Origin of the sequence: Martelella lutilitoris (assembly GCF_016598595.1) — a bacterium.
Lineage (GTDB): Bacteria > Pseudomonadota > Alphaproteobacteria > Rhizobiales > Rhizobiaceae > Martelella > Martelella lutilitoris_A.
The window spans coordinates 2,527,146-2,538,410 of the sequence record NZ_CP066786.1; the positions used below are offsets into that span (position 1 = coordinate 2,527,146).

Sequence of the window (11,265 nt, forward strand, 5' to 3'; positions counted from 1 at the left end):
ATCAGCCCTCGTCTTCCGGCAAAGCCACGCGGCCAGGCTGGAACACGGCGCGGTTTGCCGCCATGAAGCCCTGTTCGATCGCGGTGCGGCCGATGGCAAGCCAGCGCTTGTCGATGGCCGGATCTTCAGCCATGGCATCGAACTGGCGCAGGACGCGCTCTTCCAGCTCTTTGTTGAGATTGACGGCGGCGATCCGGTCGCCCTCCTGCGGGCGATACCCCTTGACCGGCAGACCGTCAGAAACTTGCTTGCTCATGGCGTCCTCTAACGTTTCGGGAAAAGGTCCGGAGGCGACAGAAGCCGCCGCCGGCAGGAAGGCCTCAGGCCTTCGGGGCGGAGGTCTTGCGGGTCTTCGCCGTCTTGCCCTTGCCGCCGGTTGCACCCTGGGAGGTGTTCGTGGTGGTGCTGGCGGTCTTGTCGCCGCCCTCGCCGGATGCGGAACCCGAAGACTGCGCTTCGCCCGCACCGCTGTCGGTCCCGTCCGGCTGCGCCTCGCCGGAGGGGGGTGCCGACGCATCGCTCTTCGCGCCGGCTTCGGACGTTTCCGGATCGGGCTGTTCAACCGTACCGGTGGCACCGTCCTCGCTTTCGGGGGTCTCCCCCCGCTCGGAATTGATGTCGGCAGCCGCAGCCTCCAGTTCGGCAATCCGCGCATTGGCGGCATCGAGCTGGCGGGTCAGGCTGGTGACCTGCAGTTTTAGATCGCGGATCTGCGCCGCATCATCGAGCGCGTCCCGCGAAAAGACTGCGGGCGGCGGGGTTGCGATGCCTTCCCGGAGCAGTTCGATGGCGAGCTGTCGCGACACAGTGACCGTGTCGCCATCGCGGTGGCGTTTGCCGGCGATCTTCGCCGGTGTTTTAACGATCAGTACAACCTGGTCTTCCATCAGTCGCTGGCCCCCGCATTGGTGAAGAGGAAGCCCGCCATGGCGCTGGTGAGAAGCGGCGCGCGTTCGGCCGTCGTCGGATAAATCCAGGACGAGTTGGATTTATCGAACCAGGGCTGCGCGACCATGGGATAGCCGCGCAGACGATAGGTGTAGCCGTAGGACGGAACTTGGTAGCTGTCGCCGGCAGACGGCACATAGGCCAGCACGGCGTCGTTGCCCCAGACATCGAGCGCCAGATCGTCCTCGGCGGCGTTTTCCGGCAGATAAACGGCCTTGCCGACGACCACCTCTTCAATGTCGAAATACGCGGCGAGCATCACATCCGTGATGCTGTCCTTCGAAACGTATTTGAACTGTTCCTTGATCTTGGGATGGTTCTTCAGGCCATTGGCCGAGGTCGGGCCAAGGCCGAGCTTGTTCGGATAGCGGCCGGTCGAACGCCGGATGGCCTCCTTGCCCGCGTCGATATCGGCCTTCGGATCACTGTCCGGATCGGTCCAGCGGTCCGTACCGGCAAGCGTGATCTTGTGGTTGACGTCATAGTTGGCCGCATTGCGCGCCAGATTGGCGGCGGAAACCTCATCGCCGAGCTGGATGATATCGAGCACCATATTGGTGGCGCCAACGCCGAGATCGATGCCCGGAACGGCCTCGGCCTCCTCCATGTGTTCGAGCGGCACGATGCCGTCGAGCGCATCCTGGTAGAGCGCCAGCGGTTCATCGGCATAACCATACTGGACGCGCTTGCGGTCTGCGCCTGGCGCGCGCCGGGTGTTGAGCAGGCGGAACGATTCCTTGCCGAACTTGATCACGCGCATCGAGCGGTTGGGCACCGTCACGATCGGAAACAGGCTCGTCGAGATCATCAGGGCGTTGCGATAGCCGACGGCGTGGGTGGTGAGGATCGGGTCGATGACGGCTGCGCCGCGCTGGTTCATGGGGGCCATGTGAGACTGCTCCTGTTAGCGGATGAGGATTTCGACCCACTCGCCATCGGCGGCGTCGGTCAGGGCGGTGGAGAAGATGTTGACGCTGGTCTCGTCAGCAGCCTGGACGCCACCGGCAGCGGCCGAGACCAGACCATCGCCGGCCGAGATCGCACCGGAGGCCTTGACGCGCTCGATGCCGATGGCCGTGGCGGCGACATCGAGGCCGATGGAGGCCGGGACCTGGGCAACGCCCTTGACCGGCGCGTCGTCGGCCGTGATCTTGCCGTCGTCAAAGCCGACAAGGTCGGAGGCCTCAAGAGCGGTGGTTGCCGTGATGGTGAGGGACAAAAGGGCGTGGAACTGACGCATCGTGTTCTCCTTCAGGATACGGCGCGAACGGCGTCGAGATAGGCCGTGCCCGGATGCTGTTTCTGATAGGCCATCGCCTTTTCGTGCGTGGCGAGGCGTTCGGGATCGACGGCCTTGCCATCGGAGGCGAATGCCGCGCGGCCGGAACCGTTCTCCGGACCATCGCCAAGATCGAATTCGCCGTAGTCGACGACTTTCGGGAGACCTTCCATCAGGTCGGTCAGCGCCTTGCGGGGAGAGACCTTTTCCTCGCCCTCGGCAAAGGCGACGGATGCGTCATCGGGAAGACCGTCGAGGATGGCGACGAGCTTGTCCTTCTGCGCCGGCGGCAGCTTGCGGTCGGTGACGAGTTTCTCGGCAAAGGCGACATGACCGTCATGGGCGATTTTCTTCTCGCTGGTGCTGACGGCAGCTTCGCGGGCTGCAAGCTTCGCCTCGCGATCCGCGAAGGCCGGATCCTTCTCATGTGTCACGGCAGGTTTCCTTTCGGGGGTTGGTGCGGAAAACGCCGGGCGGCCGGGCTTTTCGATCTCGATCTCGTCGAGCCATTCAAGCCGCCATCCCGGAATTGCCTTGTCGGCCTCTTCCAGGCCGAACTTCTCGATGATGAAATCGCGCAGGCTGCGCAGGATGTTCGCCGTTTCCTCGAAACCGCGTTCGCCGAACTCGGCCGAAAACACGACGGCGTCGTCCTTGTCACCGAACTGGACGTTCTTCAGGCCGGATACGGCCGGGGGCGTGCCGCCGAGAAAGCCGACATGACGCGGGTACCATGTACCCTTGAGGGGATTGGCTGCAGCGTCCGGACGAAAGAAGGCCAGCGAGACCTTCTTGTAGCGGCCGGCCTTGACCGCATCGGAAAAGTCCGGGTCGATGTCGGAGAGATTGGCAAACAGCCGGTCGGCGGTTGCGTCATAGTCAAAGCTCTCGACCCAGCCATAGGCCGGAGCGTCCATCGTCGGATGACCGACGACGATCGGGGCCGGCGCGGTGTCGCGGTCATAGGAATCGGCGATCGCGCTCAGATCGGCCGCCGAATAGGTGATCGGCTCGCCGTTCATCGGCGTGAAGGTTCCGCTGCGGAAGACCTCGATACGGGCTTTGCTGGACTTTTTCGACATGATGCCTCCGGACAATCTGGAGGCCACCTTGGCGCGACTGAAAAAAAGAAACGGCCGGAAGTAAGTTCCGGCCGGTCGTCATGTCGATCCGGGCTGACAATGGCCCCGATCGGTCAGGTTTGCAAGATTGCATCCGCCCGCGAGCGCCAGATACCGTCACAATCGATTTCTAACGGGGGTCTAACGCGCCATGACCGGATTTTGGGTATATCGGGGCGTGCGCGACCATGTGCGGCCATTCTGAGGCCTCCCACGACAACCGTTTTATTCTGTCTCGAGCCAGCGTTCCGCGATGGCAATGATGGCGACCTGGTCGTCTGCGCCAACGCCGAGATATTCACGCGCCGGAATGTGGACCGTGTAGCTGCCGACAGTGACGTCCCTGGCGAAGTTCGATCGCGATTTCTTCCTGAAGCGCTGATCGAGCGTGTCCGTTCTCGCGTCATAATGCTGGTAGATCGTGCGGGTGTGTGCGGGGATGGTGATGTCGCCGCCGAGCTGGTGAATGGCGGCATAGGGCATGGGCGAGCCGATACGAACCTCGTCAGCCGTGGCGGCATAGTTGATCGATCCGGCCAGTCGGCCGCGCGCCCTCAGGATCCGGATCGGCGTCAGGCCTCTGCGTTCGCGCTCCTTGACGGTGCGGTCTTTCAACCGTTTCCAGGGCTTGCCGTCAGGTGCTGCCTCCCTCTCGAAATTATCCTGGGTGGCATTTTGAAGATATTCGCCGACATTGCGGTAAAAGCCCTCCGGCCGGTCCATGAGACCGGTCAGCTCTGCCAGGCGGGCGCGGACCTCTGCGTTCGTAATATCGAGCCTGTAGCTTATCCCGGTCATGGACTTCTCTCTCGCTCCGTCTTATATTCATGGTGTCAGGCACGCGATGACCGGTGATGGTCCTGGTAGCTCCCTGACGAACAGGCCGGATCACCCCCGGCCTTTTTTCCGTTTGTACAACAGCTTTCCGCCGCGCCTCAGATCGACTGTCCGGAAGTCCGGCGCGCCGCTCTTTTTCGTTGCGCTATAGGCGGTGATCGCCTCCCAGAACCGCTCTCCGATCTCGAATACGACAATCAGGCCGGTCTTGCGGTCGACGCGTATGTAACGGCGATCGACGAGGAGTTCCTCTTCTTTCCTGTCGGTCGCGTCCTTCTTGCGCGCCACGCCCATCCAGATTTCGTCCGGATCCATCAACGCCTCGGCGAGCAGCGGCGCGATGACCGCCCGTTTGCGCTTCATCACCTTCCATGCCCCGGAGCGATCGCGGAACAACTGATCGGAAACCGGGATCTTCGCGCCGGCCTTGTCCTCGAACAGGACGGCGCGGCCGATATCCGCGCCGAAGGGCTTGAGGAAGGCACGCACATAGTCTTCCGGTTCCTGCCCGCCCTTCATCGGCTTCGACTTGAACGGCCGCGCGGCAGTGACGAGATCATCGATCGGTTCCGGTTCGTCGATCGAAACCGCCTGGCGCGGATTGACCAGCTGCGTCTCGCCCTCATCAAGGAGCGCCTGCGGCGTCAGGCCGCGCTCCCACAGGTCGCCCGGCATATAGTCCCAGCCATAACCGACGCCCTGGGGCTTTTCCGACAGTTCACCCGTCACCGGATCGACAAAGGGTTCGAGCAGTTCGCCGGGATCCTCGTCCGGTCCGTCCCGGCCGCGACGCTTCAGGTCATCGAGCGAGAGCGTGCGGACGCCGCAGGAACAAAGCCAGCCGTTCGGGGGAAAGTGCTTCTCCCACCAGGGATGGTCATGACGCAGGATACGGCCGTGCCAGGCAAGATGCGACGGCCTCGGGCTTTTCGGGACACGCGTCTCGCCGTGACGGTACTCCCAGAACGGCCGAAGCTTGACGACATCGGGGTCGCGCATCTGTTTGAGCCGGCCGGCCATGTAGGAGGTGCGGATATTGGTCTCGAAGATCACCCGCGTGCGCCAGCCGCGCTTGCCCTTGTAGCTCCAGCCATGCCGTTCGACGATCCGGTCGAAGGCATCGCGAAAACCGTCGAGCGTCCCGCCGTTTTCGATGGCATCGGCAATGGCCGACTGAAAATCGCTGACGATCGCCATGTCGTTTGCACCGGCGACAACAAAGGCGCGATCGTGAACGCCGCGCATGGCCTCGGTCCAGGCCTTTGTCGGCTTGCCGCGCTTCTGGCGGAAGAAGTCGATCTGTTCGCGGAACGGCTGGTTGATCACCTCAAAGGCATCATCCGCGAAGGCGGCTTCCGCGTCGGTATATACCGCCTCGCGACCATAAAAGGCCGACAGCTCCAGAACCTCGCCGATCGGGCGGGAAAGTGCGGCCGGAGACCAGCGGGCGGCAAGGCCCAGCAGCCCGGCCTGCGCGTCCGGGAAGCTCGTTGCGTTGTCGATAACGCGTCGGACAGCTTCGATCCGGCGCGCAATCAGAGGCTCGGCCTCGTCCTCAAGGCGATCGGTCAGACGTTCGACAGGATCGTCATCGGCCGCGAAACACGCTGAACTGTTCAGTTTTTTTTTGAGCCATCACCGAAGAGCGCGGCGAAGACAGGATTGTCCTCGGCGACCTTGCGCAGGTCCCGGCCGCGTTTGCCGCCCTCCATGAAGGCAAAACGCGCCTCAACCAGACGCTCGATCGCCGTCTCGGAAAGATGGTCGACAATGCCGGAACCGACAATGATCTCGCGCGCGGCATCGTCGTCATCGATCATGCCGGCCGTCTCGAGAACGGCAATCAGAGCCTTGTCGGTGGCGCTTGCCGCATCTGCCTTGGCCTTGCGCGTGTCGGCAGCCTTCTTTTCGTCTTCCGGCTTGACCCGCCAAATATCGGGAACGCCGGCTCCGGGGAAATTATAGTCTATTAGCCACTGCGCGAACTGGTTCTTGAGCGTTCCGGAGAGCATATCGCCGTCCGATCCGACCAGCAGGGACAGGATATCTGCATGGGTTTCTGATGCGGCACGCGATCCGTTGGCGCCGATATCGGTGGTCAGCGTTTCTCCATTGACGCAGATCGTGATCTGCTTGTCCCAATAGGCCATCCACTCGCCGTAGGACACGCTGCCCGATCGCGCCGCTTCCAGGAACGAAACCTCGGCATCGAGCGGAATGACCGTGGCCGCGCTCGTCCGCATCTCGGTGAGCTTGTTCAGAAGTTTCTGCTGTTCTGCGGGCAGGCTTCCGACGGGCGATTTTCCGACAATGGTCGGCCCGGCGAACTTGTCGAGAAAATGCAGCCAGAAAGCCACGCCTTCGCGCTTGAACAGAACCGCCCAAAACAGGCGATTGCCGAGGCCGAGGCCATAAGGGTTGTTGCCCTTCACGCCAAAGCGATGGACGATGAACTTCCGGGCCGGAAGTTGAATGCCCCTGTCCATGTTCTGCCAGGTCAGAAGGCGCGGTTGCCAGTCCTCGCCAAACACGAAACGGCGCTGGTCGTGGGTGACGACACGCTCCGGAATGATCCGGTTGCCATCCCGTTTCCAGACGATTTCGCTGATGGCGTACCCTTTGAGGGTCGCGTCGAGCAGGCCTTCGCAGATATCATCGAAAGGCAGTTTCTGAAGCGTTTCGCGCACAAAGTCCGCCGCCTCGACATCGAGCGTACTCTCCGATGCAGCATCCACGTCCCATTCGCGCGCCAGAAGAAGACGCTTGCGCTTCTGAAGCACGGCATAGGCATGGGTATCGCGCTCGATCTGGTCGTAGATCTTGAGGCCGAGACCGCCACCGCGCTCGATCAGCGTGTCGTCGGCCGGCTGCAGCGTAGCGTTAAAAAACGGGATGGTGATGTCGTTGCGGGCGTTAGCGATCAGCGCCCTTGCGTCCGACGGAAGGTTCTTGCGCTTGTCGTCGCTCATAGCCGGTACCCTCTCAATGCGTCGCCGCCGCCAGTCGAACCGGCCGTCAGGATCCCGCCGCCAAAACCGGCCGAAGCCCCGCCCGAATAGTGGACGGCATTCTGCCACAACATATCCAGGCAATCCGGCCCGTCGTCATGGTCGGCATTCGGCCATTGCTGGAGCTGGTCGATCAGGGTCTGTTGCGTCGAGTGAACACGGATCATCCCTGCGGCAAGCGGCGGCTGCAGGCGCTCGATGCGCAGCATCTTGTCGACCGAAGGCGTAACCGGGATGGCCGAAATCGCCACACCCTGCTTTGCGGCGGTCGTCATCAGCGATGTTCTGAGAAATTCCTGGAACTGGATCGCCTCGACGAACCAGAGGAGGCAGCGATAATCGCGCTGGAGCGCGATGATATCGTTGATGATCATGTCGGGGAGACGGCGGCGAATCGAGGCAACGGCAAGGTCCATCGTCCCGGTCAGCCGGTCGATGCCGCCGATCAGAATAGCGGAAGGATCGCGACCCTTGCCCTTCTTGCCTAGCGACGGGTCGACAGCGCCGAAAAACAGAAGGTCGCGGCGTTCAAGCACCCAAAACGTCAGGTCGCCGAACGGGTTGCCGTCCGAGATCGGCTTGTTCTGATATTCCGAGGCAAAACCGTCATGCGATCCGGCCCGTTCGCTCATCAGGAAATAGAGAGGCTGAACGGAAGGCCAGTTGACGACCGCGCCGGCATCCATGTCTTCTCTGCGGTCGCGATAGAATGCCAGCGCCGCTTCGTCACCCTCGTTGCGCAGCTCTTCTTCCCAAAGCTCCCAGAGGTCCATCCGGTCGGGCCACTGGACGATCGCCTGAAACGTCGTGGTGCGCCAGACATGCGATTTCGAGGCGCGGACAATGACGGCATCGAAATGCAGCACGGTCCCGACCCATATGACATCCATGGTGCCATCCGGCGGGCCGACCTTGAGCGCGGCCCGGTTGATCCAGTTCTCCAGTTTCTGACGCTGTTCGGGCGAGCGGACCGCCTCGTCGTTTTCGAGATCGTCAAAGAACATCAGGTCGGGGCGATAGGGGCCGTGGCGGCGACCACGGATCTTCTGCAGTGCGCCGAGGCCTTCGATGCGGATATTGTTGCGGGTGACGATTTCGCCCTCGCGCCAGATCCGACCTTCGCCGCAAGCGTCGGGAAAATCATAGGACAGTCGCGGGTTCGTGGTCAGTTCCGCCTTGATTGCCTCGATCAGCAGCGCGGCCTGGGCATAGACATCGCAGACTTCGAGCAGGTAGCGCTTATGTCCCAGGACGATGCAATAGAGCGCGAAGCCCAGCGAAAGATGGGTGGACTTCGATGAACCGCGCGGCGCGATGAACAGATCCCGCACGCCCTTGTCGCTGGCGATGATCTCCGGGCATCGCGCAAAGATCGCCTCGTGGAACAGGCTGTGATCGCCGCGCACGTAATGCGGCAGATAGGTCTCCATGAAGAACCGGAAGCCGGTTTCCGGATCCTTGACCTTGAGAAGCCTCTCCCGGCGCGCGGCCGGATCGGCCGGAAACGCCTCGATCGAAAGCTCGATCCAGCGCGAGAACTCGCTCGCCATTGCGGCAAGCGATTCCCTGAGCTCTTTCGCCGAGACCGCAGCTTTCAGTTTCGGCTTTCTCATGACTGGTAGAGCCCTGCCAGACGCATGCCGAACGGTTCGATGATTTCGAGGATCGCCTCCGCATGCTGCGGGAACTCATCGCGGACGAACTCAAGCAGGTGACGCATCACGTCCTGGGCAACGCCAAGTTCGGATATGGACGGCGCAAGCTTGCCGGCCGAAGACGTCATCTTCGTCATCGCGTCAGCAAGGGCGACCAGGTGTTTGACCTTGTCGCCGACGCTCATATCCTTGCCATGCTTGATCTCGTCGAGCACGGCCTCGGCCATGATCATGAAGTCCTCGACGACCGTTGAGACAACCGTCTCGATGCCTTCGCCGGCGACGATCGAGGCCGACCGCATCATGTCCCAGTTGTCGCCGTCTTCCTTCGCCGCCTTCTTCCAGCGGGAAATCGTTGCCTGGGAAACGCCGCGGATCGTCGCGATCGTCGCAATGGCCATGCGCCGGTTGATATAGTCGGAGCGGACTTTCCGCTTCAGGTCGGGATCAGAGGCCATTGACCAGACCTCCGCGCACGATGAAGGTAACGATCGCGGCAATGATGCCGGCGACGAAAAGCCAGAAGATCTTGCTGAGATTGTTGTCGATCTTCTGCAGCGATTCCTGGATGCCCTGCAATCGCTGCTCCAGCACGGCCGAATTGGTTTCGACCTTGCCGACCCGTTCGGTCAGCTTGTCGAGCCGCGCATGCGCCTCCTGGACGCGTTCGCGGACTGTCTGATAGACGTTGTCAGTCACTCTTCTCTCCAGTCGCGGCTTCTGCGGCCGCGTTTGCATTATCGACACTTGCGACAGCGCCGGCACGGCGACTGTCGCAGACTTTGACCGCCACGCGGTCCTGGCCCCACTTGTTGGTGACCTCTTCCTCGCTCAGACCGCCGTCTTCCGGCAGAACCGACATCAGGGAGAGACACGACTGGCGCGAGGTTTCGGGGACGTCGACCCGCGTCGAGACAAGGCGGATGACGGGTTCCGGACTATCGGGGGAGCAGGCGGACGCGGTCAGCGCCAAGGCCGCAAGCATCGCCGCCAGGCAAGGCCGCATTGGCTTTCTCCATCTGTTCGAGCTGATCCCTGGCCGCGTTCTCGGCGGCCTTGATTTTCCGGTCGACCTGTTTGACCTGTTCGGAGAGCGCCAATTCCAGGCGGGCAACCTCCAGGCTCTTTTCGGCCAGTTCGGCTTTCCAGAGCGCGTCACATTCGCTCTTCGCCGATGCAACGCGCGCGTCGATCAGGTCGGAAACCTTGCCGACTGCTATGCGCGCGGAAATGCCGCCGACAGCGAAAAGCAGCGCCACGAGGATCCACGGCACTGTTCTCTTTGTGAATACGGCAGCGAGAAGAGCTTGCATCACGAGCCTCCCTGCTTTTCGGCAGAGGCCTTCGCGATCGTCCGCATGTCGAGCGATCCGCTGAAACGATGAATACCGAGCATCGCAGCAATCAGCCCGGCCATGATCGGAACCACGGTCGAAGCCAGCGCGCGCGCGCCTTCCGAACCAAGGCACGCGGCCACGACAATCGTGAAGATCACCGCCCACGCGCAAACATGGGAGATCGTCAGGTGCATCTTTGACGAGCTGTAGCGGGGTTTCTGCATTTTGGTGGTTTCAGCCGAGATAGGCACCATGGACCCACCCCCGCGTACCGGCTCCGCCACCACTCTTGACCTCGACATACCGCCAGACGCCCTCGCTCGAAAGGACTTCGACGACATCGGCGGAGGCGATCGAACCCGGAGGATCGAGCTTTTCATACTGGGTGCCGGGACCGCCGCGAATATTGAGACGGGTCGCGGTTACCTCCATGAGCGGGACGTCATCATGGTCTTCGCCGAGCAGAGCGCGGAAGCTCTCCATCGGGAAAGCCGGACCCGGATCGGTTTTCCAGCCGCGCGTATCGACTTCCTCATGGCTGACGATCGCGCGGATATCGTAGCCGGCGGTCAGCGCCTCAACGATCGAACGGCCGGTTGCAAGCTGGGCCTCGGTATAAAGCGGCCACGCATAGACCTGGCTGCCGACCCGGCTGTGCGGCGCACTCACATAACCGCCGAACTCGTCGAGGTCACCTTCGGTGCGGCGATTGCCGTAACCATCGGCATAACGGCCACTTCCGTCCGGGCTCAATGGACCGGGATTGACGAATTCGATGCCGACCGCGTGATTATTAAGGCCCTTCAATGCCCCGTAACGCGAAGGCCCGGCATGCCAGGCGACACGGTTGAACGGCGCGATCTGCCAGGCCGTCCCGTCTCGATTGACCACGACATGGGCGCTGGAACCGCGATTGGACGTCCCGCCCGCAGCGCCCATCAGCCAGTCGCGGCTTCCCGTTCCGCTCCAGCCCGTGGTGTAGTGCATGACAATGATGGTCGGATCGAGGACCTTGCCGGCCGAAAGATTGCTGGTCTCGCGGTACCAGATCGGTTCGATACGATGGTCGGTGACTTTCAT

15 protein-coding genes are annotated in these 11,265 nt (G+C 62.2%); all 15 read right to left on the reverse strand.

Going from position 1 to position 11,265, the window contains the following annotated elements:
* Window position 1 precedes the first annotated feature (1 nt).
* The 15 genes from JET14_RS11950 to JET14_RS12020 all read right to left on the reverse strand — a co-directional run bounded on the left by JET14_RS11950 (window position 2) and on the right by JET14_RS12020 (window position 11,265).
* Window positions 2-256: a DUF7681 family protein gene (locus JET14_RS11950; RefSeq protein WP_200333767.1), complete on the reverse strand. Its 255-nt coding sequence runs from the start codon at window positions 254-256 to the stop codon at window positions 2-4.
* Between the two features lie 64 nt (window positions 257-320).
* A complete protein-coding gene (locus JET14_RS11955; protein ID WP_200333768.1) occupies window positions 321-887 on the reverse strand; it encodes a hypothetical protein in 567 nt (188 codons plus the stop codon).
* Complete coding sequence (locus tag JET14_RS11960) at window positions 887-1,837, reverse strand: major capsid protein (RefSeq protein WP_200333769.1); 951 nt, start codon at window positions 1,835-1,837, stop codon at window positions 887-889. Before JET14_RS11960 ends, JET14_RS11955 begins: the two co-directional genes overlap by 1 nt.
* A gap of 15 nt (window positions 1,838-1,852) precedes the next feature.
* Window positions 1,853-2,188: a capsid cement protein gene (locus tag JET14_RS11965; protein WP_200333770.1), complete on the reverse strand. Its 336-nt coding sequence runs from the start codon at window positions 2,186-2,188 to the stop codon at window positions 1,853-1,855.
* A gap of 11 nt (window positions 2,189-2,199) precedes the next feature.
* Entirely contained in the window at window positions 2,200-3,309 is a 1,110-nt protein-coding gene (locus JET14_RS11970; protein ID WP_200333772.1) for a hypothetical protein, read from the reverse strand.
* Between the two features lie 264 nt (window positions 3,310-3,573).
* Window positions 3,574-4,146, reverse strand: a complete 573-nt coding sequence (locus JET14_RS11975) for a phage virion morphogenesis protein (protein WP_200333774.1) — start codon at window positions 4,144-4,146, stop codon at window positions 3,574-3,576.
* 90 nt (window positions 4,147-4,236) lie between these two features.
* On the reverse strand, window positions 4,237-5,511 hold the full coding sequence (locus JET14_RS11980; RefSeq protein ID WP_246750301.1) for a PBECR2 nuclease fold domain-containing protein: 1,275 nt from the start codon (window positions 5,509-5,511) through the stop codon (window positions 4,237-4,239).
* Between the two features lie 290 nt (window positions 5,512-5,801).
* Window positions 5,802-7,154, reverse strand: coding sequence for a phage portal protein family protein (locus JET14_RS11985; RefSeq protein ID WP_200333776.1), 1,353 nt, complete (start codon window positions 7,152-7,154; stop codon window positions 5,802-5,804).
* Window positions 7,151-8,806, reverse strand: a complete 1,656-nt coding sequence (terL, locus tag JET14_RS11990) for a phage terminase large subunit (protein ID WP_200333778.1) — start codon at window positions 8,804-8,806, stop codon at window positions 7,151-7,153. The genes JET14_RS11985 and terL overlap by 4 nt, the downstream gene beginning before the upstream one ends.
* Window positions 8,803-9,306: a DUF1804 family protein gene (locus JET14_RS11995; protein WP_200333779.1), complete on the reverse strand. Its 504-nt coding sequence runs from the start codon at window positions 9,304-9,306 to the stop codon at window positions 8,803-8,805. The genes terL and JET14_RS11995 overlap by 4 nt, the downstream gene beginning before the upstream one ends.
* Entirely contained in the window at window positions 9,296-9,547 is a 252-nt protein-coding gene (locus JET14_RS12000; protein WP_200333780.1) for a hemolysin XhlA family protein, read from the reverse strand. Before JET14_RS12000 ends, JET14_RS11995 begins: the two co-directional genes overlap by 11 nt.
* Window positions 9,540-9,821, reverse strand: a complete 282-nt coding sequence (locus JET14_RS12005) for a hypothetical protein (RefSeq protein WP_200333781.1) — start codon at window positions 9,819-9,821, stop codon at window positions 9,540-9,542. Before JET14_RS12005 ends, JET14_RS12000 begins: the two co-directional genes overlap by 8 nt.
* The gene (locus JET14_RS12010) at window positions 9,787-10,161 is read right to left on the reverse strand and encodes a hypothetical protein (RefSeq protein WP_200333782.1); all 375 of its coding nucleotides are present in this window, start codon (window positions 10,159-10,161) and stop codon (window positions 9,787-9,789) included. Before JET14_RS12010 ends, JET14_RS12005 begins: the two co-directional genes overlap by 35 nt.
* Window positions 10,161-10,409: an NAD(P)+ transhydrogenase beta chain gene (locus JET14_RS12015; protein ID WP_200333783.1), complete on the reverse strand. Its 249-nt coding sequence runs from the start codon at window positions 10,407-10,409 to the stop codon at window positions 10,161-10,163. The genes JET14_RS12010 and JET14_RS12015 overlap by 1 nt, the downstream gene beginning before the upstream one ends.
* A 10-nt stretch (window positions 10,410-10,419) precedes the next feature.
* Window positions 10,420-11,265, reverse strand: a complete 846-nt coding sequence (locus JET14_RS12020; protein WP_200333785.1) for an N-acetylmuramoyl-L-alanine amidase — start codon at window positions 11,263-11,265, stop codon at window positions 10,420-10,422.

Coding starts and splice junctions, on each gene's coding strand:
- terL (WP_200333778.1), bottom strand. CDS start 8,806: ATGAGAAAGCCGAAACTGAAAGCTGCGGTCTCGGCGAAAGAGCTCAGG.
- JET14_RS12020 (WP_200333785.1), bottom strand. CDS start 11,265: ATGAAAGTCACCGACCATCGTATCGAACCGATCTGGTACCGCGAGACC.
- JET14_RS11965 (WP_200333770.1), bottom strand. CDS start 2,188: ATGCGTCAGTTCCACGCCCTTTTGTCCCTCACCATCACGGCAACCACC.
- JET14_RS11960 (WP_200333769.1), bottom strand. CDS start 1,837: ATGGCCCCCATGAACCAGCGCGGCGCAGCCGTCATCGACCCGATCCTC.
- JET14_RS12015 (WP_200333783.1), bottom strand. CDS start 10,409: ATGCAGAAACCCCGCTACAGCTCGTCAAAGATGCACCTGACGATCTCC.
- JET14_RS11970 (WP_200333772.1), bottom strand. CDS start 3,309: ATGTCGAAAAAGTCCAGCAAAGCCCGTATCGAGGTCTTCCGCAGCGGA.
- JET14_RS11985 (WP_200333776.1), bottom strand. CDS start 7,154: ATGAGCGACGACAAGCGCAAGAACCTTCCGTCGGACGCAAGGGCGCTG.
- JET14_RS12010 (WP_200333782.1), bottom strand. CDS start 10,161: ATGCAAGCTCTTCTCGCTGCCGTATTCACAAAGAGAACAGTGCCGTGG.
- JET14_RS11955 (WP_200333768.1), bottom strand. CDS start 887: ATGGAAGACCAGGTTGTACTGATCGTTAAAACACCGGCGAAGATCGCC.
- JET14_RS11975 (WP_200333774.1), bottom strand. CDS start 4,146: ATGACCGGGATAAGCTACAGGCTCGATATTACGAACGCAGAGGTCCGC.
- JET14_RS11995 (WP_200333779.1), bottom strand. CDS start 9,306: ATGGCCTCTGATCCCGACCTGAAGCGGAAAGTCCGCTCCGACTATATC.
- JET14_RS11950 (WP_200333767.1), bottom strand. CDS start 256: ATGAGCAAGCAAGTTTCTGACGGTCTGCCGGTCAAGGGGTATCGCCCG.